The sequence below is a fragment of the Pseudobutyrivibrio ruminis AD2017 genome, assembly GCF_000424305.1.
Lineage (GTDB): Bacteria > Bacillota > Clostridia > Lachnospirales > Lachnospiraceae > Pseudobutyrivibrio > Pseudobutyrivibrio ruminis_B.
This window is the reverse complement of the sequence record NZ_AUJQ01000008.1, coordinates 69,380-95,890: the sequence shown is the minus strand read 5'-3', so window position 1 is coordinate 95,890 and position 26,511 is coordinate 69,380. Positions and strand designations below refer to the sequence as shown.

Here is a 26,511-nt window from a genome sequence, read left to right as displayed (position 1 = left end):
TAGATGTGCTGAAATATTACAATAAATCTAAAGTTTAGAAATGGGGAATAGATATGGAGAAAACGAACAGATTTGTCTTTCAGATTATTATTACATGCGGACTGGTTTTGTTTGCATTTGTTATAGCTCTTATGGTCATAGGAGAGCATGTGCTTCCAGACGAAAGAACATACTCAGATTTTTCTTTAAGGGATTATAGTACAGGCTGGCAAAGGGTTGCCCCAGATGGTAGCTTAGTAGATATCCATTTTCCAGGAGAATATCAGCTTACATCAAAAGATACATTAGTAATTCAAAAGGAAATATCAGATGTTTTTGCAGATAGGTTGTTTGTAACATTCAGTTCTGAAAAGCAGGATGTATACGCATATATAGACGATAATCCTGTATATTCTTATACAACTAAAGAAACCAGACTTTTTGGAAATAACAGTCCAGGAGCATTAATGTTTGTTCCTGTTAAGAAGGCGGATGAAGGAAAAACACTTAGAATTGAGTTTGTAGGAAATAATAATTATACGGGCGTGTTAGATAAAGTAAGCATCGGAACACAGCTTGGAATAATAAATGATACATTTGAAAAGGAAAAGCTTTCTTTATTCTTATCTTTATTGCTTTTGCTTTTGGGCTTTATCGCTTTTGTCATAGGTACAATGGTAAAACTGTCCTACAATAAGACATTGCCTTTGTTCTATGCAGGTTGGGGAGGTATGTGTGCAGGTTTGTGGGCTCTGGCAGAATCACCTGCCCGCCAGTTTATAGCACCTAATTTTTCACTTATTTCATATTTAACCTATATCAGCTTAATAATGATTCCGCTTGTGATGTCTATGTATTTTGACAGATTGCAGGAATGCCGATACAGAATTCTTTACATGATATCTGAAGTTTTGGTTTTGTTTGTTGCATACATTGGCATCATCCAACAGCTATTTAACAACACTGATTTGAGTGAAACTCTTATCTTTTCATTCATTGGAATTTTGTTATCTATAGGAATATTTCTAATAACAAGCATTTGCGATTATATTCAGGGCTACATAAAAGGCTTTTTGCCAGAATTGATTGGTATATATGGAGCGGTAGGTGCTGGCATTATTCAAATAAATGCCTACAGAAGTCATCCAACAACAATCGATAGAAATATTATTCTGTTGGGACTTTTGTTTATGATTGTGATGTCTTATATTAGAGCATTTCACAATGTAAGAAACATGGAACGAGATATTTATGTGGCAGTTCAGGCACAGGAAGCTAGTACCGCATTTTTAAGTAGAATGTCGCATGAGATGCGTACTCCTATAAATGCTATCATGGGTATGAATAAGATGATACTTAGAGAGAGCAAGGAAGAAAATATCCTTGAGTACGCCAGAGATGTTAATAGTGCAGGAAATTATCTTTTAAGTATTGTTAATGAGGTATTGGATCTTGCAAAGGTTAATGCAGGCAAAATAGAAATAGTTAACGAGGATTACGAACTTATCGATATGGTAAGAGAGTGCTACGCTTTGGTAAGACCAAGAGCAAAAGCCAGCAGGCTTGCTTTCGAGGTTGATATGAGCGATGTTTTGCCATCAGTACTTCGAGGAGATAAGGAACGTCTTATCCAAGTTATCACAAATCTGTTGACCAATGCAGTAAAGTACACGCCAGAGGGTAGAATCACTTTATCTGTTAAGGGAAAGATTTTTGAAGGAAGACTTCTTCTTATTGTACAGGTTAGCGATACAGGTATTGGTGTTGCCAAAGAAAACATCCCATATCTTTTTGATTCCTTCAAACGTGTTGGGGAATTCCAGCACAAAAGAATAGAAGGAACAGGCTTGGGACTTACCATTACAAAACAGCTTGTTGAACTGATGGATGGTTCCATTTCAGTAGAATCTGAGCTTGGAAAGGGTACAACCTTTACTGTTGTTGTTCCACAGGAAATCCGTTCTATCGAGCCATGCGGCATTTTCTCTATGGGACCTAACGGTGATAGACGTATAGCTGATAGACATGAAATCTTCGATTTGATTGGAAAGATTCTTGTTGTAGATGATGTGGCCATCAACCTTCGAGTATTTTCTATGCTACTAAGCAACACAGATATTACTGTAGATACAGCTATCAGTGGACTTGAAGCGATTGGGAAGATAAAAGATGAAAAATATGATATTATATTCATTGACCATTTGATGCCTGGCATGGATGGTGTGGATCTAAAGGAGATTTTAGATTCTCTTGAGGACAATCCTAACAAAGACACACCTCTTATCATGCAAACGGCTAATGCAGTAGTTGGCGCCAAGGAAGAGTATGAGCGCTTAGGCTTTGATGATTACATTGAAAAGCCAATTAAGGAAGAGGAGCTTCGTAGGCTACTGCGTAAATATATATTGTAGTAGGAGAATAGAATTATGGCATTTAATCCAGCAGATTTATTAAGAGTAAGAGGTGCAGCAGCAAAGTTTAATCAAAATCATCCAAAGCTGTTACCATTCTTTGGTGCAGCCCGCACAAAGGCAATGACACCAGGGTCAATCATCGAAATCGCAGTTACCGACCCAACTGGTGAAAAAATCGAGACAAACCTTCGTGTCCAGGAATCGGATATTGAACTCATCAACCTTTTGATGGAAATCGGAGCGAAACAATAAAAAAGCCTTCCCCTTGAGGGGAAGGTGGCCAAAGGCCGGATGAGGTGTGTATAAAAAGCACCTCATCCGTTTTTTATTTAAATTCAAAGAACTTCGTATCCAGCTCTGGATAAGCACGCTTCATAGAAATCGGTATACCACTTCTATCTACGAAGCAATGGGTGGTTTTTGCTACGGCCCTGTCTTCTCCAGTAGCTTTATCGTAAATACGATAGGTAACCTCCATTTCATGCCCATCATAGGACAAAAGCTTTGTTTCTACCACAACAGTTTCGTCAAATTTAACTTCACTTCTGTATTCTATGGAGTGGGAAATCATTGGAGAACTAATCTCCATGTCTAACATCTGTTTAAATGAAAGACCCATCTGCTCCATCAAATTCATTCTGGCGTCTTCTATCCAATTAAGATAATTAGATGTGTGAATAACACCCTGTAAATCTGTTTCATGATATTTTGTGTGATGCTCAAAAGGGGTAATGGTAACCTGTTTTGGTGCACCAGCAACTTCAATTTCTTGTTTAGCCATAGTCTTACCTCCTGATGAAATTCTATCTTTATTATACCACTAATATTGAAGTGGGAGGTGTAAAGTGATAAAATATAATAAATTGATAATTTTTTAACGAGCGGAGGTTTATTATGGATTTTCAGGCTGAATACAAAAGCAAGCTCACAACAGCTGAAGAGGCTGTTAAGGTAGTAAAGAGCGGAGATTGGGTAGATTACGGTTGGTGTACAGGTACACCAGACGCACTTGATAAGGCACTTGCAGCACGTACAGATGAGTTACGTGATGTTAAGGTTCGTGGTGGTATTTTAATGAAGCTTCCAGCTATCTTCGAAAGAGAAGATGCAGGCGAGCATTTCTGCTGGAACTCATGGCACATGGGTGGTATCGAGCGTAAGCTTATTGCAAGAGGCTGCTCATACTATGCACCTATCAGATATTCTGAGCTTCCAAGATACTATCGTGAGCACATCGAGCCAAACGATGTTCTTATGATTCAGACAACAACAATGGATAATCATGGATATTTCAACTTTGGTCCTAACGCATCACATCTTATGGCTGCAGTTGAAAAGTCTAAGCACATCATCGTAGAAGTTAACGAGAACATGCCACGTTGCCTTGGCGGTTTTGAGGAAGGCATCCACATTTCAAGGGTTGATGCAATTGTAGAAGGCAGCAACCCAGCTATCTCAGAGATGGGTGGTGCAAGCACTCCTACAGATGTAGATAAGGCTGTTGCTAAGCTTATCGTTGAGGAGATTCCAAACGGTGCATGCTTACAGCTTGGTATCGGTGGTATGCCTAACACAGTAGGCGCTATGATTGCTGATTCAGACCTTAAGGATCTTGGTGTTCATACAGAAATGTACGTTGATGCATTCGTAGATATTGCAAAGGCTGGTAAGATTAACGGTTCTAAGAAGAACATCGACAGATTCCGTCAGACATACGCTTTCGGTGCTGGTACAAAGAAGATGTACGATTACATGGATGAGAACCCAGAGCTTATGAGCGCACCTGTTGATTACACTAACGATATCCGTCAGATTTCAGCACTTGATAACTTCATCTCTATCAACAACGCCGTTGATGTAGATTTATATGGTCAGATTAATGCTGAGTCAGCTGGAACAAAGCACATTTCTGGTGCAGGCGGACAGCTTGACTTCGTACTTGGCGCTTATCTTTCAAACGGTGGTAAGAGCTTTGTATGTCTTTCATCTACATTCACAACAAAGGATGGCACAGTTAAGAGCCGTATCCGTCCTACACTTGCAGATGGTTCTATTGTTACAGATACACGTGCTAACACACATTATCTTGTTACAGAATATGGTAAGGTTTGCCTTAAGGGTCTTTCAGCTTGGGAGCGTGCAGAAAAGATTATTAGCATTGCACATCCTGATTTCAGAGATGAGCTTATTGCTGAGGCTGAGAAGATGCACATCTGGAGAAGATCTAATAAATAATCTTAATATAAACATGTTTAGAGCTTTGCGGTTACCGCAGAGCTCTTTTTTTATGCCTTACATTTATTTTAAATAATACTGAAATAATTATTGTATATCTAAAACAAATCTGATATATTATTTTTAGACTTTTGGTAGGTTATATTTCGACCAAAAGGCTTAAGCATATATTAGGGGCTTGATGCTTAGGCAATAAGACAAAATGGAGGAAGAAAGAAGCATGAAGAAATTTGTTTCATGTGTTCTGTTAGTTTCTATGATGGGAAGTCTTGTGGCATGCTCAGGTTCTGAAAACAAAAATTTCACAGTTAGCTATGATGGCATCGCCACAGGCGACGTATCTTCGGGCGTTTCTGTCCATGATCCATCCATATTAGAAGTAGACGGAACATATTACATATACGGTTCTCACATGACAGCTGCTAAGAGTACCGATTTACTTAATTGGGAGACCATTGCAGATGGATATAGGAAAACAAATCCTGTTTATGGTCAGATTTATGATGTGGCTGACGATGCATTTAATTTTGCAGGTTCGAAGGACAGTATTATTAAGACAGATGATGGTGGAACCCATGTATGGGCACCAGATGTTATCTACAACAAAACAACAAAGCTTTATTACATGTATTATTGTTGCTCTAGCACCTTTAATGCATCTAATCTTTGCTTTGGTACAAGCACTTCGCCAGAGGGACCATTTGAATGGCAGGGCTCACTTATCTATTCAGGCTTTACCAGCAAGAATGTTGAATCAACAGATGTGCTAGATTACGTAGAAACCGATTATGTGAAAAAGCATTACATTAAGGGTGGCGCCTATAACTATGAGGATTACCCAAACGCCATTGACCCAACAGTGTTCTATGACAAGGATGATAGGATGTGGATGGTTTACGGCTCATGGTCAGGCGGTATTTATCTGTTAGAGATTGACCCTACAACTGGTCTTGTAATACATCCTAAAGCTGATGAAGCGAACAATGTGGATGCCTACTTTGGAAAGAAGCTTTTAGGTGGCGGTCATATTTCTATAGAAGGACCTTACATTATGTATGACGAGGCAACAGATTACTATTATCTGTTTGTTTCCTACGGCGGTCTTACCAGCAATGGTGGATACCAAATCAGAGTATTCCGTTCAAAGACAGTGGATGGAGAATATGTAGATATGAATGGCTCTTACCCTACTAAGAGTGCCATGCACCAAAACTTTGGACTAAAGCTTTCAGGTAACTACAAGCTTCCTAGCTTGGATAAAGCATACATGGCAACCGGTCATAATTCAGCTTTTATAGATGACGATGGCAAAATGTATGTAGTTTATCACACTAGATTTAATGATGGTACAGAGAATCATTCTCCAAGAGTTCATCAGATGCTAATGAATGAAGAAGGCTGGCCTTGCGATTTACCATATCAGACACAGGGGGAGACTGTTTCTGATTCAGGCTATAGCAAGGATGATGTGGTAGGAAGATACTACTTTATCAACCAAGGTACAGATATCTCTAATGAAATTGCAAATCCAAGAATCATCTATTTAAATGCAGATGGTTCGGTGGAAGGAGAAGAGGTATCAGGAACCTGGACTATGAAGGACAATACCTACTACATGCATATTTCACTTTCCGACAAAGATTATAGTGGAGTCTTCTGCAAGATGAAGGATGAAGCTGGCACAGATGTGTTCACATTCTCAGCAGTAGGCGGCAATGAATCTGTTTGGGGAGTAAAATACGAATAGAAGGAGAAAAATAATTAAAATGGACAAATTTTTTGAATACAACAAACCTTGGATTTTGCAGCGCGCAGATCCATATGTTTACAAACATACAAATGGTAAATATTACTTTACAGCTTCAGTACCAGAATACGACAAAATTGTTTTAAGATGCAGCGGAACACTTGAAGGTTTAAAGGAAGCAAAGGAAGTTGAAATCTGGCATAAGCATGAATCTGGCCCAATGTCTAAGCACATCTGGGCTCCAGAGCTTCATTTCCTTTTTGGAAAATGGTATATTTATTATGCTGGCGGCGAGATGGAGGATATCTGGAAGATTCGTCCATACGTATTAGAATGTCAGGGCGACGACCCAATGCGTGACCCATGGATTGAAAAAGGTAAAATGACTAGAGCAGAAACAGATGAGTTCTCATTTGAGTCATTTTCACTTGATGCTACAGTTTTTGAAAATCATGGAAATTGGTATTACATTTGGGCAGAGAAGACTGGTGTAGGTAAGCAGATTTCTAATCTTTACATTGCCCGCATGAAGAACGGCTACACCCTTGAAACAGATCAGGTATTACTTACAACTCCTGATTATGACTGGGAGCGTCATGGTTTTTGGGTAAATGAAGGTCCATCAGTAATAAAGCGTAATGGCAAAATCTTTATGACATATTCAGCCAGCGATACAGGTGTGAATTATTGCATGGGTATGCTTACAGCAGATGAAGACAGCGATTTACTTGATCCATTATCATGGAAAAAGGAACGCTATCCAGTACTTAAGTCTTCTAAAGAGCATGTTGTATATGGACCAGGCCATAATTCATTTACTGTAGATGAGGATGGTAACGATATTCTTGTTTACCATGCCAGAACAGAAACAGAAATAGTAGGAGACCCACTTTACAATCCTAATCGCCATACAATGCTTATGAAGTTTAAGTGGCAGGATGGAAAACCAGTATTTAGTTATGATTAATAATCGAGTTTGTACCAGATGTCTGCTAAGAGATATGATAGATGCAGACACATCTATGATAGAAAAATACAAGGCGGCTTTAAAGGCAGAAGATATAGTTAGCGATGAAGAATATGAAAGCCGCCTGGATATATGCAAGTCCTGCGATAAACTAAACGAAGGCACCTGCATGGCATGCGGCTGCTACGTAGAGCTTCGCGCCACAGCCAAAGTATCCCGCTGCCCGAAGAAAAAATGGTAAAAAAAAAGCCTTCCCCCAGAGGGGGAAGGTTTATTATTTTATAGGACAGTAATTGATAGCAACTCGTATATCCTGTCCATAATTTCCGAAGGTCTTTCCAAAGAGTGTAACACCACCGATATGTTCTGCATCATCCTCTACTGCAATTCTAAAATCAAGAGGCGCACCCTGCGCTAAATCTAAATCCTCGATAGTGATATCTGAAATCTGTAGACCATCAATAAATGTACCGTGCTTGTTAACAACAAGAAGCTTAAGTAAGCCGTATTGATTCCAGTTAGGTGGGAACCAATCTGGTGTAAACATTCCTCGGATGTCACCACCAAAATCTCCAGGGCTGGTCCACATGCCAAGCTTTTTACCATTAAGAGAGAAGGTTATATCGCTAGGCCAGTTGTTATCAATGCCTGGTGCCTCAGATGAAATCTCAAAGGAAATAGATATCTGAGTGATTTGGTTGTTGCTAGGTATAAGGTTTGGAAGAGAGTACTCAACATATCCTTTTGTGAACCATAAAATATCTGCGTTGAAGTGATCTGGATGACTGAAGTATCTGCTGTCATCGATTTCACCAATAACAGACTGGCTGTTAGCTAGGCCGCAAGTAGGGCAAATCTCATATTTAGAAAACTGTCCAACCTTGATATCTGTAGTAAACGCGTTTGTAAGCTCTTCTGGCTTTTCGATTTCTACTACGATTTTATCCTGGATTACAGAACAAATCTTGGAATTGCCATGGCTGGCAGATTCATTCGAAGTAGAAATAAGGCCGCATTCTTCTAATTTTTTGATGTGACCTGTAAGAGCACCATTTGAAAGCTTTAATTCAGTAGCAAGCTGATTCATGCTCATGTGGTCATTTTCTAATAGTATTTTTAAAATCTGGATTCGTACGTCAGAGCCTAAGGCTTTAAATAATTCAAGACCATCATCCAGTGAAGTGATGTGAATCATGACACTGCTCCTTTTTAAATTATTCTAAAATATTATTCCTTTATTATAAATTTTCTCCAATATACTGTCAATAAAACGGTGATTAAACTAGATGATTATTTTAGTAAAAAGTAAATTTATACATATCAAAATAGCTTTATAGCAATAATTAATAAATCAATTGTTAAAAATCAACAAAAACAATATGTCGAAATTGTGAATAATAAAAGAATATCCAAAATACTTTAGATAAACCTAAAATATTTATTGACTTATCACAAAGGGGATTTATAATAATTACATAATCGTTGATGAGTTTTACGAAAAGCAGTGAGATTGGCTTACAAGCCTCTGTCAATTTTACTACAAATTAAAGACTCTTAGCAATTATTAAATAATCAATTCTTTAGTCAAAAGGAGGAGAAGAATGAAGAAGAAGTTGATTAGTGCTTTACTTTGCACATCAATGGCAGCTAGCTTATTTGTTGGCTGTGGCGGAGCAGCATCAGAAGGTGGGGTAGATCCAGATGCTGCTGAAGAAGAAACAGCTGAAGATTCAGCTGAGTCAGAGGTAGTAACAAACACATTTGGTGCTCCAAACGGAACACATCTTGAAATGTGGACATTCGTTGAACTTCACGGTCAGCACTACGGTGTTATGGCAGAGGAGTGGAATAAGGAACACCCAGACAACACAATCGAAATTACATGTACAACATATCCATATGGTGATATGCATACAAAGCTTCTTACAGCTCTTGAGGCTGGCACAGGTGCTCCAGATATCTGTGATGTAGAGGTTGGTCAGTTCCCTAACGTAGTTGAAGGTCTTGATCAGTGGCTTGTACCACTTAACGATTACGCTAAGGATTACCTTGATACAATGGTTCCTGCAAGAATGGAAACATATCAGGGTGAAGATGGCAACTACTATGGTGCTCCATATCACGTAGGTGCAACAGTAATGTATTACAATGTTGCAGCAATGTCTGAGGCAATGGGTCTTAGCCAGGATGAAGTAATTGCAAAGATTGATGCAGTTAAGACATGGAAAGATTACGAAGCACTTGGTAATGAGTACCTTACAGCTTTAGGAGATGATACAAAGTACTTTACATCAGTTGATACAGGCGGAGTTGATTGGCTCTGGCTTGCAATGGCTGAGTACGGTGATGATTGGACAGGCGGATTCGACAATCCAGCAAACGTTCAGCTTGATTCAGTTAAGGAAATGCTTTCAATGCAGCAGTCTTGGTTAAAGTCAGGATTTGCAATGGTTTCTCCAGATGGACATGTTGACCTTGAAGCTGGTTTCCAGAACATTATGGATAGAAACATTGTTTCATTCCCTAAGGCAATGTGGTATATGTCACGTTTCACAAACTACATGCCTGATGAAAAGGGTAACTGGTATATCGCTAAGTGTCCTGTATTCAAAGAGGGACAGAAGTGCTCTGTAGGTATTGGTGGTACAGGTACAGTTGTAACACAGCAGTCAGCTAACAAGGAGCTTGCAGCAGAGTTTACATGCTGGGCTAAGATGTCAGAAGCTGGTGAGCAGCACATCTGGGATACACTTGGATTTGATGTATGTAACACAGCTCTTTGGGATGATGAAGCATTCGCTCATGATGATAACAACCAGTACAACCAGTTCTTTATCAACTATCCATACGATGTATTAAGCGATATCGGAATGGATAACATTGGTAAGATTTCAGTTGTATCTATCAGCCCAACAATCAATGAGTATCTCTGCACAACAACACTTAACGAGGTACTTGAAGATCCAGACTACTCAATCGATGACGCCCTTCAAGAGGCACAGGATGCGATAGATATGGAACAGTAATTTTTTACGGGATGCCGGCCTAGGCAGGCATCCCTATTTTTAAAAATGGAGAAAGGTGCATTATGAAAATCAAGAACTTTTTATACTCTCAAAAGGTGGCACCATATGTATTTGTTTTACCTTTTATTTTAAGCTTTTTCATTTTCTGGGTTTACCCACTTATCACAGCTTTCACAATGAGTTTCCAGGATATTGGAGCAATTAAATCTGAGTGGATTGGTTTTGCTAACTATGCAAAGCTTCTTAAGGATAATGTATTCCATATTGCGGTATGGAACAGCGTTAAATACATGTTCTTTACATTAGTCCTTCTTATTCCATTCCCAATGCTCTTTGCTGTTCTTCTTGATAGCAATTTAGTAAAAGCTAAGGGCGTATGGAAGGCAATTCTTTACATGCCAGCTTTAACATCAGTAGTTATTTCTGGTACATTATTCCGCCTGATGTTTACAGAATATACAACAGGTCAGATGAACATGATTACAGCGGCTTTAGGCCTTGGAACATATAAATGGTTAAAGATGGGTTGGTCAGGTATGCTCGCCCTCTTAATCGTAGCCTGCTGGAGATGGACAGGTGTAAATATGCTCTATTTCCTTTCAGGTCTTAAATCAATCGATACTTCATTATATGAAGCTGCCGATATTGACGGCGCAACAGGATGGCAGAAGTTCAAGTATGTAACACTTCCACTTCTTAAGCCTACAACAGTTTACGTTCTTACAATTTCAGTATACGCTGGTCTTGCAATGTTCCTTGAGTCATATATGTTATGGGCGGGAAATTCATCACCAAACAACATCGGTCTTACAATTGTAGGTTACTTATACAAGCGTGGTATTGAAAAGAACGATATGGGATACGCATGTGCAGTAGGTGTAGTACTTCTTGTAGTAGCTCTTATTATTAACTTTGCACAGCTTATCGTGAACGGTACATTCAAGAAGGGAGAGGATTAATATGGCAAAGCAAAAGACTATGGCTAGCTCTCCTAAAAGAGTAGTAGGCACAGTACTTGGAACAGGATTTTTCGCTATCCTTTGTTTCATTATTATATTTCCTGTTTTCGCAGGTTTACTTGCATCATTCAGACCTGGTACAGAACTTATTCGTAGAGGACTTTCTGTAGATTTGAATGTATCTACAATGAATCTTAATAACTACAAATATTTATTCAGCGGAAATGCCGACAGTATTAAATATTTCATGTGGTACAAGAATTCGTTATTAATTACCATTATTTCGGTAGCACTTACACTTATTATTTGCTATTTTGTAGCTTATGGATTAACAATGTATGAGTTCAGATTTAAAAATGCTCTCTTCACAATAGTGCTTGCAACAATGATGGTACCTTTTGAAATCCTTATGCTTCCATTATATAAGGAAATCATCGCACTCAAGCTTGTTGATACTTATGTAGGTGTTATTATCATCGGACTTTGTTCAGCATCAACTATCTTCTTCTTTAGACAGTACCTTTCAGGACTTCCAAAGGATTTGCTTGATGCAGCACGTATCGACGGATGTAGCGAGTATGGTATTTCTGTAAGAATCATCCTTCCACTTGCAAAGCCAGCCTTTGCATCAATGGGTATTCTTAGCGCAATGGGTGCATGGAACGCTATTCTTTGGCCACTTCTTGTACTTAAGGGAGCAGAGAAGTTTACTCTTCCAATCGGACTTAATACACTTTTAACACCATACGGCAACAACTACGATGTACTTATCGCAGGATCAATGTTCGGAATTTTACCTATCTTTATAATCTTCCTCATTTTCCAGAAGTACATCATCGATGGTATGACAGCAGGTGCGGTTAAGGGATAAAAATTAATTCACACACTGGCTGATTAAATGGCGGACTAAAGGAGAGAATATGGCAAAATTAGTAATCAACAATGAAAACAAGAAGAGCACAATTGCTCCAGAAATCTATGGACATTTTTCTGAGCACTTAGGACGCTGCATCTACGAGGGACTTTATGTTGGCGAAAACAGTGACATCCCTAACGTTAATGGTATGCGTACAGATGTAGTAGAAGCTCTTAAAGAGATGAAGGTTCCAGTACTTCGCTGGCCAGGTGGATGCTTCGCAGATGAGTATCACTGGATGGATGGAATTGGTCCAAAGGAAAACCGCAAGAAGATGATTAACACTCACTGGGGCGGTGTTGTAGAAGATAACAGCTTCGGAACTCATGAGTTCTTCGAGCTTTGTAGACAACTTGGCTGTAAGACTTATGTAAATGCTAACTTAGGCTCTGGCACTGTTCGCGAAATGAGCGAATGGGTAGAGTACATGACATTCAATGGTGTTTCTCCAATGGCTGATCTTCGTAAGGCTAATGGTCACGAGGAGCCATGGGTAGTAGATTATATTGGCGTTGGTAACGAAAACTGGGGCTGCGGAGGAAACATGCGTCCTCAGCACTATGCAGATGAGTACAGACGTTATCAGACATATGTAAGAAACTACAATGGAAACAAGCCTATCGCAAAGATTGCATGTGGTGCTAATGTAGATGATTATCACTGGACAAAGGAAGTACTTGATACTTGCTTCGACCATACACCAGCACAGTTCCACGGCTTTATGGATGGCCTTTCACTTCACTATTATACACTTCCTGAGACAGAGGACGATTGGAACTTTAAGGGAAGCGCTACAGATTTCACAGAGGAAGTATTCTACCAGACACTTAAGCGTAGCTACTTCATGGAAGAGCTTATCAACAAGCATGGTGCAATCATGGATCAGTATGACCCAGAAAAGAAGATTGGCCTTATGATTGATGAGTGGGGAATCTGGACAGACGTAGAGCCAGGCACAAACCCAGGATTCTTATATCAGCAGAACACAATGCGTGATGCACTTGTAGCTGGTATGAACCTTAACATTTTCAACAAGCATGCTGATAGAGTAAAGATGGCATGTATTGCACAGATGATTAACGTTCTTCAGTCTGTAATGCTTACAGATGGCGAGAAGATGATTAAAACCCCTACCTACTATGTATTTAAAATGTTCCGCCATCACCAGGGTGCAACACTTCTTGGTAGTGACTTACTTGAAAACGGTACAGTTGGCTCTGGAAAGAATGAGCTTCCAAAGGTATTCGAATCAGTATCTGAGGATGAGAACGGTGTTATCACAATTACACTTACAAACAACTCTCTTGAGGCTACAGATGATGTAGAAATTCAGCTTACAAAGGACGGCGGTTCATATAATGTTTGCGAAGCTGTTTATGTTACAGGCTCAATGGCTGCACATAACACATTCGAGAACCCAGAGGTTGTTAAAGAACAGGAATTCAAGGATTACGCAAAGACAGCTGAAGGCATCAAAGTTACACTCCCTAAGTGCTCAGTTGTTAGTATCCGCTTAACAAAGTAAATTTCTTTTTCATAAATCCTTCCATATAATAAATCAAAATAAGCTGGTGAAGCAATTCACCGGCTTATTTGTTATATATCAGGTGTTAATTTGAAAGGTTGCATTGAAATAGGTGTTTGGGGTATACTCAAACAGGTTATAGTATATAGAAAGAATAGGTAATATTATGGGAGAATATGTTATCAGTTGTTGTTCTACTGTAGATACTACAGAAGAATACTTAAAGGAAAAAAATCTTGAACACATTTGCTTTCATTATTATTTAGATGATGTGGCATATACAGATGATTTGTTTAAATCTATCTCGGCTAAGGATTTCTACCAGAGAATGGTAGACGGAGCTATGACAAGAACATCGCAGGTTAATGCAGAAGAATTTTCAGCATACTTTAGAGGCTTCCTTGAAAAAGGATTAGATGTTCTTCATTTAACATTATCAAGTGGTATTTCGGGTGTTATTAATTCTGCACGTATTGCAGCAGAAGAGCTTTCAGAGGAGTTTCCTGACAGAAAGATAGTTGTTATTGATAGCTTAACAGCATCAGCAGGTTACGCTCTTTTAATGGATAAGCTTGCAACACTTCGTGATGAAGGAATGAGCTTTGACGATCTTGTAAACTGGACTAATGAACATATCCAGAATCAAAACACATGGTTCTTTACAACAGACCTTACCTTCTTCATCAGAGGTGGAAGAATTTCAAAGGTTTCTGGATGGTTTGGGACAGCTCTTAACATCTGCCCACTTCTTAACATTAATGACGAAGGTAAGCTTATTCCTAGACAGAAGTGTCGTGGAAAGAAGATGGTTAAAAAGGCTTGTCTTGCAGCCATCAAGGAACGTGTTGAAAACGGTGCAGATTATGACCAGAACATGTTCATAACTCACTCTGTTTGTTACGAAGATGCTAAAGAAGTAGCAGATATGTTAGAAGAAGCTTTCCCTAACATGAAGGAAAAGGTTCGTATTTTCGATATTGGTCCTACTATTGGTGCACATACTGGCCCTGGTACAGTTGCTATAGGATTCTGGGGTAACAAAAAGGAGAAATAAGTCATGAAAGATAAGATTAAAGAGTTTAGACTTAACATCACAATACCTGCAATTTTTACGATGGTCATCGGGATTTTGCTTTTAGTATTTCCTGTTGAAAGCTTAGCCACTATAAGCAAGGTGATAGCAGCTATAATTATTCTTTCAGGAATATTTGTTATTGTAAATCAGCTTATTGAGCATGGCGTAGATAATGCTCTTGGAATAGCTGTTGGTATGATGATACTTATCGTAGGTATTTGGCTTTTTAACGACTCAGGTAAGATAATAAGCATCATTCCAATTGCAATCGGCGTAATTCTTGTAATCCATGGTGTACAGGACTTAGGAATGGCGGTTGAGGCTACCAGAGCGAAGGCTTCTAATTTTTGGATTAGCTTTGTACTTGCGGCTGTTAATATACTCTTTGGAATTATCTGCATTGGTGCAGCATTTCAGGTAGTTAGTCTTGCTACAAGAATAATAGGCATCATGCTTATTTGGGATGGTATTACAGATTTTGGAATTGTCCATTCTGTTAGAAAAGCTACAGGCTCTGTAGTTGATGGAACCATTACCCGCGAGGAAGATATTTAATATGAGACAGATGGAATTTAAAATGGAGCGCACTGGACTCCTTGAAGTAGGAGATGTGCTACCAGTTACAGAATATGCCCTTTCTAATTCATATTATTATGTATTAGGAAGGTCCTATGCTATGTCCGCTAATTATACTACCTTGGAGAGAGTTAAAACCCAAAACGGTAAGACAGAAGGAAAGGTAGTAGATATTAAGGAGACCCCTAAGGGATTCTATGTGACAGTTGAGTATCAAGATTCTTAAGGAGAACTATGAACAATCAATCACAAAATGCAATCGACATTGTGTTGGCTGAAAGCTTAAAGGAGCTAGCCACAGTAAAGCCGATTGATAAGATTACAATAAAAGAAATAACAGATAAAGCGGGAGTGATTAGACCTACATTTTATAATCATTTCCAAGATAAATACGAACTACTGGAATGGATTACGGTAAACGAATTGTTTGCACCAGTTGACCCACTTCTTTCAAATGGAATGTTGAAGGAGGGAGTTACATTTATTCTTACAACCATGGAGCACGAGAAGGAATTTTACAAAAGAGCAGCAGCCCTTGAGGGGCAGAACTCCTTTAACGAGATTTACAACAGATGTGTTGCAAAAGCAGTACTTAAATACATCGATGTTGAAAGACTTGCAGCAATGGCTGATTATAAATGGCTCAAGAAAGAGCTTGTTGCAGACTTTTTAGCACATTCCATAAGCTGGGTAACTATTCAATGGATTAAGCGAGGCATGAATGTGCCTGTTGAAGAACTGGCAGATGTTTACATCAAAATCTTCAGAAGTCCTATCATGGAAGTTATCACTAATGAAAAGCAATAATACAAATTTGAATTAATGTAGCTTTTAATAGAACATGGCTTCATATTTGAATATTTCAAGTAGATAGGTATTGAGCTATTATTATTTAGCAAAGTGTAAAAGAATGGAGTAAATATAAGTATGACTTGGTTGGAAAACCTGCTAATTATAGCGGGTATATTATTAGATGTTTTTGCAGCTATGGAAATACAGGGGGCAATGATTGCTAAGCTTAAAAAGAGAACAATAGTGGTTGCCAGTGCAGTTGTTGCAGCATCAGAATTGGTTTTTTATTTTGGCGGATATGTAATATGCAGATTGTTAGCAGTCAATGGATATATTGCTAACCCGGTTAAGCAAGGCGAGGTGCTGGCTGTTATCGTTCTTGCCCTTCTTGGAATTAGACTAATATTAAAGGCGTTAAAGAGAGAATTTATTCAGGAAAGACGTAGAGAAGCATTAATCGTATTTGATTATATTAGAATCGTTATTGTTTCTAGCTTTTATACAGCTGCAGCTGGCTGTGCCTGCGGACTTGTTGGAAATACAGTTTGGCAGATAATTGCACTTTTCCTTGCGATATCAGTACTTGTTGTATTAGGCGGTTTATACACAGGCATGCACTTTGGCTTCGAAAAGAAGACCATAGCTTATGTAGCAGGTGCATTATTACTCTGGGCTGCAGGTATCGAAATTCTCCTCAGCAGAGTCGTTGATATTATTTAAAATAGAATTTTTTAACAGTAGGGTACTGTTTGAAATGCGCTCACGAAGGAAACTTAGCTTTTCTGTCTGTGAGCGTTTTTTATATTGGTCGGCGAGCATGATATAGGATTCGCTAATATCAGTGCCAGCGCCAACAGCAAATTCCAACACATTAACCACATCATCATCTCGTCCTGCTTCAAGAAGAGCTTTTGCGTAAGCGTTTAATAGAACGCACACTCTATCAAAATCCTCCCCAATTTGGCTCATTGTTTCGAAATTAGGAACGCCATAAGTGAGTTTTAAGTCAGTATTCGAAACACCAGAAAGGTTTAAAAGCTTGTGGGTAGACAATTCTTCAAGTTCTTTTTCGATTTCAATAACTTTTTCATCATCACTAAAATTTAATGGAAATTTCTCTATTGGAATGGTAATATATCTTAGGTTAGATATATCCTTTGCAGGGGTAACATTAGCGGCTTTTTCTTTAGCCCAGAATTCATCTTCGCGCTTTTGCTGCTTGGCATCTAAGCTTTTGATTCTGAATGTTAGCCAGACAAGGAATAATAAGAAAAATGGTAAAATTGGAAAGCCCATTGGTTTCTCCTTTATTATGTGAGGTATATTTATGAAAAGAAGTAAAAAACATCAGCTTATAGCTGGATTTATCTTAGTAGTTGTTGTAATCTGCATGGTTTTCACTACATTTGCAGCAGCTCTAATTTAAGTTTATTTTAATAGATAAGTCATGTCAATAATTAGCCTTCAGACTTTGAATGAAGGCATCGAAGGGCGGATGAGGTTACTTTATGAAAAAACAATTTCTATCAATATTTTTATCATTAACATTCACAGCCGGAATCCTTACGCCAGCCACAGTATATGCGCAAGAGGTTTCAGAGGAAACAGCAGTTTCTGAAGAAGAATTAGCAAACGAAGAAGCAGAAACAGTTTCAGATGATGATACAAGAGTTATTCCTGATGGAGTTTCCATTGGCGGAACTTCCGTAGGTGGAATGACAGTAGCAGATGCTAAATCTGTAGTTAATGATTATTTTGCAAATTATGATGATGTTAAATTCACATTATCAGCCAATGGCCAGGAAATAGCCGCAACAGGAAAAGACATTTGCATAGGTGCTAAGAACAGCGATGTTGTTTCAAAGGCAGCAGCATATGGTACTTACGGTAATTTAGCTGAGCGTTTTAAGGCTAACAAGGATTTGGAAGAAGGAAGAGGTAAGAACTTTGAGCTTACCCTTGGCGTAGATAGAAATGCACTGACCACTTATTTATCATCGGCAGCATCAAAGGTTAACGACGAAGCCAGTGATGATTATCTCACCAGAGAAAACGGTGAATTCGTATTCCACGAAGGAACAGCAGGTGTTGTTGTTCAGATAGACGAATCGGTTGCAATTATTGCAGACTACATAGAAAATAACTGGAACAAGGAAGATGCTTCTATCGAGCTTGCTACAGTTGTAAAAGAACCTAGAGGAAGTAAGGAAGAGCTTGCCGAAATAAAGGATTTATTAGGAAGCTTTAACACAGATTACAGCTCATCATCTACAGCAAGAAAGAACAACGTTGCAAATGGTGTTGGCTTCATCAACGGAACTATCCTTTATCCAGGAGATGAGTTTTCTGTATTAAATACAATCACACCTTTCTCAGCAGAAAACGGATATATGCTTGCAGGTTCTTACGAAAACGGAACCACAGTTCAAACCTACGGCGGTGGTATCTGTCAGGTATCTACAACACTTTATGGTGCTGTTAGAGAGGCGGAGCTTGGTATAGTTACACGTTCTTGCCATTCCATGATAGTAACTTACGTTCCACCATCACAGGATGCAGCTATTGCTGAATCCGGCGGTAAGGACTTCCAGATTAAGAATAACAAGAACTATCCTATATATATCGAAGGCTATTGCGACGGAAGCAAGGCTTACTTTAACATCTATGGTAAGGAAGAGGATGATCCATCTCACAGCGTAAAATACGAAACAGAAATCACTGGTGTAAATATTCAAAATACACAGTGGGTTGCAGATCCTAACGTACCACTTGGAAAGATGACAACAACAGTTAGCGGTCATACAGGCTATACAGCTAAGCTTTGGAAAATTGTTTACGAAAATGGTGAGGAAGTTAGCAGAGAGGTATATAATAACAGCAAATACAATCCATCTAACAGAATGGTTACAGTTGGTATTGCTTCAGCAGACCCAAATCTTTCATATGCAATGCTTCAGGCTGTTAACACTCAGGATGTAACTACTATTGCAAATGCAATTGCAACTTACGCTCCAGGAGTAGCAAATTCAACACCATTTGTAATCACACCAAAATATAAAATAACAAATCCACCTGAGGATGCTACATCAGCAGATGGTCAAGCACCAGCACAAGAGGCAGCACCTGCACCAGATGCCACAACACAGCAGGCAGCGCCAGCATTAGATGCAGCACCAGCAGTAGAGACACCAGCTAACTAGTTTTTAGGATGTAATTATGGAAATCGGAAAATTAAAAGAAAGCGTTCTTAAGCGCTCAGTTATAAAACAATTACACGTAAAGAGACCTGAGGTAGGAAACGGACCGGGAATCGGTGAAGATTGTGCTACACTTCAGGTAGGCCCTGACGAAGAAATCGTAATGTCAACAGATCCTATCACAGGAACAGCTTCAGATATTGGAGAGCTTGCAGTTACTGTTTCAATCAATGATTTGGCCAGCGCTGGAGCAGAACCTATTGGAATTTTGCTTACAGTACTTCTTACCCCTCGCATGAGAGAGGCGAAGCTTAAGGCCATCATGGAGCAGGTAGACAATGCTTGCAAGAGATATAATGTTCAGGTTATGGGCGGCCACACAGAGGTAACAGAGGCAGTTAATCAACCACTTATTTCAGTTACAGCTGTCGGTAAGGTTAAAAAGGGTTGCATGGTATCAACAGGCGGAGCTAAGCCTGATATGGATATCGTAATTACGAAGTGGATTGGCCTTGAAGGTACATCCATTATTGCAAAAGACCACGAAGAGGAGCTACTTAGCAGATTACCTCAGGGTCTTATAGATACGGCTAAGGGCTTTGACCAGTACTTAAGCGTTCTTCCAGAAAGCCGCGTTGCAGTTGAGCATGGCGTAGCAGCTATGCATGACATTACAGAGGGTGGTATATTTGGAGCACTTTGGGAAATGGGAGAAGCATCAGGCGTTGGTATTGATGTTGATTTAAAAGCTATCCCTGTTAAACAGGAAACAATAGAGGTTTGTGAGTTCTTTGGAATCAATCCTTATGAGCTTATATCATCAGGATCTATGTTGATAGCTACAAACGATGGCAATGGACTTGTTAGAAAGCTTGCGGACGCTGGGGTAGCCGCCGCGATTATCGGAAAGTCCAACTCATCAAACGACAAGCGCGTCATCAGCGGCGACGAGGTCCGCTTCCTCGAACCACCAAAAGCCGACGCACTATATTCCGTACCAAACGTAGAACGAAAATAAAAAATTATGTAACTAACATATTTAGATGAGCTAGCCCTAGTGGATTATAAATGTTATTAATGAGCCCTTGATGAGCCATCCCTACTTAGATGGTGCTTTAGCAGCATCTTATGTAGGGCAATGAGCGAATAAGAGCGCAAGCGTGGCGAATAATAATATTTATAATCCACTAGGGATAGCGGATAAGGGGTGAAGAAATGAGAGAGAAGATTTTAACTTATATTGAGCATAACAGTAAGATTGATTTAGAGGACTTGGCAATGATGCTTGGCTGCGACCAGGCCACAGTAGTGAATGAGCTGGAGGCTATGGAAAGCGAGCATATCATTTGCGGTTATCCTACTCTTATTAATTGGGAGAAGGCCAGCGTTGAAAAGGTATCAGCTCTTATTGAGGTGCGCGTTACACCACAGCGTGGCATGGGATTTGATAAGGTTGCAGAGCGCATCTACAATTATCCAGAGGTAGATGCAGTTTATCTTATTTCAGGAAGCTATGATTTCATGGTTTCAATTGAAGGTCATACACTTAGAGAGGTTGCAGATTTTGTTTCTGCAAAGCTTTCTCCACTTGATTCAGTGCTTTCAACACAGACAAACTTTGTCCTTAAGAAATATAAGGACCACGGCATTATTATGGCAGAAAAGCACGTTGATGAGAGGGAGAAGGTGAGCCTATGAGAAACCCTTTAAATCAAACTATCGAAAAAATAAAGCCATCTGGTATCAGAAAGTTTTTTGATATTGTTGCAGAAATGCCAGATGCTATTTCACTTGGTGTAGGTGAGCCAGATTTTGATACACCATGGAAGGTCAGAGACGAGGCTATCTATTCTTTGGAAAGAGGCCGCACCTTCTATACTTCTAACTCAGGCTTAAAGGAGCTTAGAGTAGAGATCGCAGATTTTTTAAAGCGTCACTATAATTTGGATTATAATCCACTTACAGAGATGCTTATGACAGTAGGTGGTTCAGAGGGTATCGATATTGCTCTTCGTGCCATGCTTGATGCAGGAGATGAGGTCCTTATTCCTCAGCCTTGCTATGTAAGCTACGAACCATGTACAATACTTGCTGGTGGTGTGCCAGTTCCAATCAACCTTAAGGAAGAAAACGAATTCAGACTTAAGCCAGAGGAATTAGAGGCAGCCATCACTGATAAAACAAAGATTTTAATCATGCCTTTCCCTAACAACCCTACAGGAGCTGTTATGGAAAAGGAAGATTTAGAGCCAATCGTAGAGCTTGTTAAAAAGTACGATTTGTTTGTTCTTACAGATGAAATCTACGGCGAGCTTACATACACTGGCGAAGGACATGTTTCAATTGCTAGCTTCCCAGGTATGAAGGAGCGCACCATCTATATCAATGGCTTCTCAAAGAGCCATGCCATGACAGGATGGAGACTTGGATATGTTTGTGCACCGGAAGAAATCGTAAAACAGATGACAAAGATTCATCAGTTTGCTATTATGTGTGCACCTACCACCAGTCAGTATGCTGCAGTAACAGCCATCCGTGACTGCGATGAGGATGTAGCTCACATGCGAGAGGAATATAATGACAGACGCCGTTATCTCCTTAATCGCTTTAAGAAAATGGGAATCAAATGCTTCGAACCATATGGAGCTTTCTATATTTTCCCGTCAATCACAGAATTTGGAATGACTTCAGAAGAATTCTGTACACGCCTCCTTCGTGAGAAAGAGGTTGCCGTGGTTCCAGGCACAGCCTTCGGCGAAAGCGGAGAGGGCAACGTGCGTATTTCCTACGCATACTCCCTTGAAAGCCTAAAGCGCGCCATGGACCGCATCGAAGAATTTGTGGAGGAACTACGTAAATCGTAGGCTGAGCACAAATCAGCGTAGGCTGTGTGCATAATTCTACGTTAACAATCTATTAGAATTCCTCTCTCGACTAGAATGTCTCGTTCGGAACACTAATAGATTGTTAACTGAATTATGTTCGTTAGGTTTATGATGATTTTGTTCGTTAGGTTTATAAGACGTAGTTGATAAAAAAAACGTATAGAGCAGAATGTAGGAGACAATGAATTATACTCTGTATGAGACATGTAGTCGAAGGAAGAGTATAATTTATTGTCGCCGTAACGTTCTGTACACAGATTAGAGGTTTTAAAATGTTAAATATTGTATTACATGAGCCTGAAATTCCTGCAAATACGGGGAATATTGGGCGAACATGCTGCGCTACAGGAACTCGTCTTCATTTGATTGAGCCACTAGGTTTCGTGCTTACGGATAAGACAGTAAAGCGTGCCGGCATGGATTACTGGGATAAGCTAGAGGTTTTCCGTTATGATGACTGGGAAGACTTCAAGGCAAAGAATCCAGATGCTAAGGTTTATATGGCTACCACAAAAGCCAAAAGAAAACATACAGATGTTCATTACGAACCAGACTGCTACATAATGTTTGGCAAGGAATCAGCAGGAATCCCTGAAGAAATCCTTGTTGAGAATGAGGAGAATTGTGTTCGTATACCAATGGGACATGATATCAGATCCCTTAATTTATCAAATTCAGTTGCCGTAGTTTTATACGAGGCACTGAGACAAAACGACTTCCTCGATTTAGAGACCGAGGGTAATTTACATAGACTCAACTGGAAGGAATAGTGGGTACCAATGTCAATTATCAGATCTAAAGATTTAGTACATGAATATATAAGACGTGACGAAGAGGGCAATGTTGAAAGCATTCACACTGCCCTCGACCACGTTAATCTTAATGTAGAGCCAGGACAGTTTATATCCATTTTAGGACATAACGGTTCTGGTAAATCTACTTTCGCAAAGCATATTAATGCTCTGTTAACTCCATCGGAGGGCACTATTTGGGTTGATGAAATGAATACCTCTGATGACGAGTATACATTTGCAGTTCGTCAAACAGCCGGCATGGTTTTCCAAAACCCTGACAACCAAATAATTGCTTCTGTTGTAGATGAGGATGTGGCCTTCGGCCCAGAAAATATCGGCGTGCCAACTGAAGAAATCCTTGTTCGCGTAGACAAATCTCTTAAGATGGTTGGAATGCAAAAATACAGAAGTCATTCACCTAACAAGCTTTCAGGTGGTCAAAAGCAGCGTGTTGCCATCGCAGGCGTTATGGCCATGGAGCCAAAGTGCATTATTTTGGATGAGCCAACAGCCATGCTTGACCCAGATGGAAGAGCAGACGTGCTTAGAGCAGTTCACACTCTTAACCGTGAAAAGGGAATTACAGTTATTCTCATTACACATTACATGGAAGAGGTTGTTGATTCCGATTATGTATTTGTAATGGAAAAGGGTAAGGTCTTCATGGAAGGCACCCCAAGAGAGATTTTCAAGGATGTTGAGCTTCTAAAGGAGCACAGCCTTGATGTGCCACAGGTTACACTGTTAGCACATGAGCTTAGAAAATCAGGTCTTCAGATTCCTGAATGTATCCTTACAAGAAAGGAACTGTTAGAGGCTCTTACAAAATTAAACTTACGCAAGCTATCAGCAGGTCAGACACCAGTTGCATCACAGCCAGAAGACAAAAAGTCATTTGGTGACAATGTGCTTATTCTTGACCATGTATCATATAAGTATTCACCAGGAACAGCCTACGAGGTTACAGCCTTAGACGATGTTAGCCTTTCAATAAAAGAGGGCGAGTTCATCGGTGTTATCGGCCACACAGGTAGTGGTAAGTCTACACTTGTTCAGCATTTGAACGGACTTATCAAAGCTACAGAGGGCCATATCTATTATCGTGGACAGGATATCTACGATAAGGAATTTGATATAAAGGATTTGCGTACTCAGGTTGGGATGGTATTCCAGTACCCTGAGCATCAGCTTTTTGAAACTACAGTATTCAAGGATGTTCAGTTCGGTTCTAAGAATCAGGGATTGGATGAAAAGGAACAGATAAAGCGTGCTTACGAAGCACTTACTTTGGTTAAGCTTCCAGAGGAATTATATCTGGCATCACCATTTGAGCTTTCAGGTGGACAGAAGCGTCGTGCAGCTATTGCCGGTGTTATCGCCATGAAGCCAGCAGTTCTTATTTTGGATGAGCCAACAGCAGGTCTTGACCCTAAGGGTCGTGATGATATCTTAGGTCTTATCAAGGACATGCACGAAAAACGCGGCGATACAGTTATCCTTGTATCACATTCAATGGAGGATGTTGCTAACTACGTTGACAGAATCATCGTTATGGATGCAGGACAGCCTGCATTTGATGGTACACCAAAGGAAGTTTTCGCTCACTACAAGGAGCTTGAAAAAATGGGACTTGCAGCTCCTCAGGTTACATACGTAATGAACGATTTAATAGATGCAGGCTTTGATGTAGATGCAACAGCAACTACAGTTACAGAGGCCAGAGATTCTATTTTAAAGGCGTTGAATTAATAGCAGATACCAGTTTTGGATTTGACTTAAAAAGGAATTTATAAATATGCTTAGAGAAATAACATTAGGACAATATTATCCAGCAAAGTCTATTCTCCACTCATTGGACCCTAGAGTGAAGCTGTTTTCCACATTAGTTTTCATTATAACTTTGTTTTCTGTGGATAATGTTGTTTTATTTGCAATAGTTTTAGTTACACTTTTTGGAATTATAAAAATGAGCCATGTGCCATTTTCTTTTATGGTTAAGGGGCTTAGGTCCATTGTAGTTTTATTGATAATCGCAGGCTTGTTCAACTTGTTTTTGACACCTGGTATCACCATCTTTTCATTTGGTTTTTTAACAATCAGTGATGTGGGACTTAAGAACGCAGTGCTTATGACTAGCCGTATGATTCTTCTTATCATCGGTACATCATTAATGACACTTACCACTACACCAAATCAGCTTACAGATGGTTTGGAGAAATCCTTAGGCTTTATGAAAAAGGCTAACGTTCCAGTTCATGAGATTTCAATGATGATGTCGATAGCTCTTAGATTTATTCCAATTCTTATTGAGGAGACAGATAAAATCATGAAGGCTCAGATGGCCCGCGGTGCTGATTTTGAATCAGGTGGTCTTATCAAGAAGGCTAAAAACATGGTTCCACTTTTGGTTCCACTTTTCGTATCAGCCTTCAGACGTGCCAACGATTTGTCATACGCAATGGAAGCAAGATGCTATAATGGTGGTGAGGGCAGAACTAAGATGCGCCCACTTAAATACAGCTCACTTGACCAAAGGGCGTACATTTGTATAGTAGCATACATAATCATTTTTTATGCAGTAAAGGTAGTTTTATAATATGAGAGTAATGATAGTAGTGGCCTACGATGGGTCAAACTATAGCGGCTGGCAGATTCAGCCAAACGGAGTAACAATAGAACAGAAATTAAACGAGGCTCTTACAGATCTTTTGCAGGAGCCTATATCTATTATGGGCGCAAGCCGTACAGATGCAGGCGTACATTCACTTGGTAATGTAGCAGTTTTTGATACTAATTCCAGAATGCCAGCTGATAAAATCAGCTTCGCTCTTAATCAGCGTTTGCCTGATGATATTGTTGTTCAGTATTCATGCCAGGTGGAGGATGATTTTCATCCTAGATATGCTGCTTGCCGCAAGACATACGAATACAAGATTTTAAACCGCAAGATGCCAGACCCAACCAAGCGCAAGGATACTTTCCATTACTATTACGACTTAGATGTAGATAAGATGAATGAAGCAGCTGCCTATTTAATCGGTCAGCATGACTTCACATCATTCTCATCTGTTAAGGCACAGGTAAAATCCCGTGTTCGTACAATCTACACCGCTAAGGTATACAAGGAAGATGATGTAATTCACATCCGCCTGACAGGAGATGGCTTCCTTTACAACATGGTTCGAATCATTGCAGGTACACTTATCAAAGTAGGTGCCGGTGAAATGGAACCAATGTACATGCTTGAAATTTTACGTGGTCGCAACCGCGAGCTTGCTGGCCCAACAGCCCCAGCCCACGGCCTTACCATGATAGGAATTGAATACGAAGAATAAAGCAGAGCTTCCAACTACTGGAAGCTCTTTTATTATGAAAAATATTTTATATAGAACCACATAATAATAACATTATGGTATAATTGGCG

At 39.6% G+C, this 26,511-nt stretch carries 26 protein-coding genes; 23 read left to right on the top strand and 3 right to left on the bottom strand.

Annotated elements, in window-relative coordinates; genetic code table 11:
• The first annotated feature begins 53 nt into the window (after positions 1–53).
• On the top strand, positions 54–2,390 hold the full coding sequence (locus G611_RS15315) for a hybrid sensor histidine kinase/response regulator (protein ID WP_051195147.1): 2,337 nt from the start codon (positions 54–56) through the stop codon (positions 2,388–2,390).
• 15 nt (positions 2,391–2,405) lie between these two features.
• A complete protein-coding gene (locus G611_RS0107075) occupies positions 2,406–2,645 on the top strand; it encodes a hypothetical protein (RefSeq protein WP_028243022.1) in 240 nt (79 codons plus the stop codon).
• Between the two features lie 73 nt (positions 2,646–2,718).
• Here the strand turns inward: G611_RS0107075 and G611_RS0107070 are convergent, their stop codons facing one another.
• Positions 2,719–3,174, bottom strand: a complete 456-nt coding sequence (locus G611_RS0107070; protein ID WP_028243021.1) for an acyl-CoA thioesterase — start codon at positions 3,172–3,174, stop codon at positions 2,719–2,721.
• Between the two features lie 113 nt (positions 3,175–3,287).
• Here G611_RS0107070 and G611_RS0107065 point away from each other — a divergent pair, with 113 nt between their 5' ends.
• The 4 genes from G611_RS0107065 to G611_RS0107050 all read left to right on the top strand — a co-directional run bounded on the left by G611_RS0107065 (position 3,288) and on the right by G611_RS0107050 (position 7,583).
• Positions 3,288–4,628 (top strand): butyryl-CoA:acetate CoA-transferase, encoded by a 1,341-nt coding sequence (locus G611_RS0107065; RefSeq protein WP_028243020.1) that lies wholly within the window; start codon positions 3,288–3,290, stop codon positions 4,626–4,628.
• Between the two features lie 220 nt (positions 4,629–4,848).
• Positions 4,849–6,375 (top strand): glycoside hydrolase family 43 protein, encoded by a 1,527-nt coding sequence (locus G611_RS0107060; protein WP_155942265.1) that lies wholly within the window; start codon positions 4,849–4,851, stop codon positions 6,373–6,375.
• Positions 6,376–6,394: 19 nt separating this feature from the next.
• Positions 6,395–7,342, top strand: coding sequence for a family 43 glycosylhydrolase (locus tag G611_RS0107055; protein ID WP_028243018.1), 948 nt, complete (start codon positions 6,395–6,397; stop codon positions 7,340–7,342).
• Positions 7,335–7,583 carry a DUF6171 family protein gene (locus G611_RS0107050; RefSeq protein ID WP_028243017.1) on the top strand — a complete coding sequence of 83 codons (249 nt, stop codon included), beginning with the start codon at positions 7,335–7,337 and terminating at the stop codon, positions 7,581–7,583. Before G611_RS0107055 ends, G611_RS0107050 begins: the two co-directional genes overlap by 8 nt.
• Before the next feature lie 33 nt (positions 7,584–7,616).
• Here the strand turns inward: G611_RS0107050 and G611_RS0107045 are convergent, their stop codons facing one another.
• Positions 7,617–8,537, bottom strand: coding sequence for an ArsR/SmtB family transcription factor (locus G611_RS0107045; protein WP_028243016.1), 921 nt, complete (start codon positions 8,535–8,537; stop codon positions 7,617–7,619).
• 406 nt (positions 8,538–8,943) lie between these two features.
• On the opposite strand from G611_RS0107045, the gene G611_RS0107040 reads away from it, so the two are divergent.
• The 9 genes from G611_RS0107040 to G611_RS0107000 all read left to right on the top strand — a co-directional run bounded on the left by G611_RS0107040 (position 8,944) and on the right by G611_RS0107000 (position 16,931).
• The gene (locus G611_RS0107040) at positions 8,944–10,368 is read left to right on the top strand and encodes an ABC transporter substrate-binding protein (protein ID WP_028243015.1); all 1,425 of its coding nucleotides are present in this window, start codon (positions 8,944–8,946) and stop codon (positions 10,366–10,368) included.
• Positions 10,369–10,430: 62 nt separating this feature from the next.
• Positions 10,431–11,327, top strand: a complete 897-nt coding sequence (locus G611_RS0107035) for a carbohydrate ABC transporter permease (protein WP_036948544.1) — start codon at positions 10,431–10,433, stop codon at positions 11,325–11,327.
• A gap of 1 nt (position 11,328) precedes the next feature.
• Complete coding sequence (locus G611_RS0107030) at positions 11,329–12,198, top strand: carbohydrate ABC transporter permease (RefSeq protein WP_028243013.1); 870 nt, start codon at positions 11,329–11,331, stop codon at positions 12,196–12,198.
• 49 nt (positions 12,199–12,247) lie between these two features.
• Entirely contained in the window at positions 12,248–13,768 is a 1,521-nt protein-coding gene (locus G611_RS0107025) for an alpha-N-arabinofuranosidase (RefSeq protein ID WP_196801548.1), read from the top strand.
• A 166-nt stretch (positions 13,769–13,934) separates the two neighbouring features.
• Positions 13,935–14,822 (top strand): DegV family protein, encoded by an 888-nt coding sequence (locus G611_RS0107020; protein ID WP_028243011.1) that lies wholly within the window; start codon positions 13,935–13,937, stop codon positions 14,820–14,822.
• Positions 14,823–14,825: 3 nt separating this feature from the next.
• The gene (locus tag G611_RS0107015) at positions 14,826–15,398 is read left to right on the top strand and encodes an HdeD family acid-resistance protein (protein WP_028243010.1); all 573 of its coding nucleotides are present in this window, start codon (positions 14,826–14,828) and stop codon (positions 15,396–15,398) included.
• Between the two features lies 1 nt (position 15,399).
• Positions 15,400–15,645, top strand: a complete 246-nt coding sequence (locus tag G611_RS0107010; protein WP_028243009.1) for a hypothetical protein — start codon at positions 15,400–15,402, stop codon at positions 15,643–15,645.
• A gap of 8 nt (positions 15,646–15,653) precedes the next feature.
• Positions 15,654–16,226: a TetR/AcrR family transcriptional regulator C-terminal domain-containing protein gene (locus tag G611_RS0107005; protein WP_028243008.1), complete on the top strand. Its 573-nt coding sequence runs from the start codon at positions 15,654–15,656 to the stop codon at positions 16,224–16,226.
• Positions 16,227–16,346: 120 nt separating this feature from the next.
• Positions 16,347–16,931, top strand: coding sequence for a manganese efflux pump (locus G611_RS0107000; RefSeq protein ID WP_028243007.1), 585 nt, complete (start codon positions 16,347–16,349; stop codon positions 16,929–16,931).
• On the opposite strand, the gene G611_RS0106995 is transcribed toward G611_RS0107000, so the two are convergent.
• Positions 16,875–17,507 (bottom strand): hypothetical protein, encoded by a 633-nt coding sequence (locus G611_RS0106995; RefSeq protein WP_028243006.1) that lies wholly within the window; start codon positions 17,505–17,507, stop codon positions 16,875–16,877. The genes G611_RS0107000 and G611_RS0106995 overlap by 57 nt on opposite strands.
• Positions 17,508–17,719: 212 nt before the next feature.
• Here G611_RS0106995 and G611_RS14245 point away from each other — a divergent pair, with 212 nt between their 5' ends.
• From G611_RS14245 to truA, 8 genes are all read left to right on the top strand, one after another.
• The gene (locus G611_RS14245) at positions 17,720–19,411 is read left to right on the top strand and encodes a VanW family protein (protein ID WP_051195146.1); all 1,692 of its coding nucleotides are present in this window, start codon (positions 17,720–17,722) and stop codon (positions 19,409–19,411) included.
• Between the two features lie 16 nt (positions 19,412–19,427).
• Complete coding sequence (locus G611_RS0106980) at positions 19,428–20,426, top strand: AIR synthase family protein (protein ID WP_028243005.1); 999 nt, start codon at positions 19,428–19,430, stop codon at positions 20,424–20,426.
• 197 nt (positions 20,427–20,623) lie between these two features.
• Entirely contained in the window at positions 20,624–21,106 is a 483-nt protein-coding gene (locus G611_RS0106975; RefSeq protein WP_028243004.1) for an Lrp/AsnC family transcriptional regulator, read from the top strand.
• The gene (locus tag G611_RS0106970) at positions 21,103–22,272 is read left to right on the top strand and encodes a pyridoxal phosphate-dependent aminotransferase (protein WP_028243003.1); all 1,170 of its coding nucleotides are present in this window, start codon (positions 21,103–21,105) and stop codon (positions 22,270–22,272) included. Before G611_RS0106975 ends, G611_RS0106970 begins: the two co-directional genes overlap by 4 nt.
• A 293-nt stretch (positions 22,273–22,565) precedes the next feature.
• Positions 22,566–23,063, top strand: coding sequence for a tRNA (uridine(34)/cytosine(34)/5-carboxymethylaminomethyluridine(34)-2'-O)-methyltransferase TrmL (gene trmL / locus G611_RS0106965; RefSeq protein ID WP_028243002.1), 498 nt, complete (start codon positions 22,566–22,568; stop codon positions 23,061–23,063).
• A 9-nt stretch (positions 23,064–23,072) separates the two neighbouring features.
• Entirely contained in the window at positions 23,073–24,836 is a 1,764-nt protein-coding gene (locus G611_RS0106960) for an energy-coupling factor transporter ATPase (RefSeq protein ID WP_028243001.1), read from the top strand.
• A gap of 46 nt (positions 24,837–24,882) precedes the next feature.
• The gene (locus tag G611_RS0106955; RefSeq protein WP_028243000.1) at positions 24,883–25,683 is read left to right on the top strand and encodes an energy-coupling factor transporter transmembrane component T family protein; all 801 of its coding nucleotides are present in this window, start codon (positions 24,883–24,885) and stop codon (positions 25,681–25,683) included.
• A 1-nt stretch (position 25,684) separates the two neighbouring features.
• Positions 25,685–26,422 (top strand): tRNA pseudouridine(38-40) synthase TruA, encoded by a 738-nt coding sequence (gene truA / locus G611_RS0106950; protein ID WP_028242999.1) that lies wholly within the window; start codon positions 25,685–25,687, stop codon positions 26,420–26,422.
• Positions 26,423–26,511 lie beyond the last annotated feature (89 nt).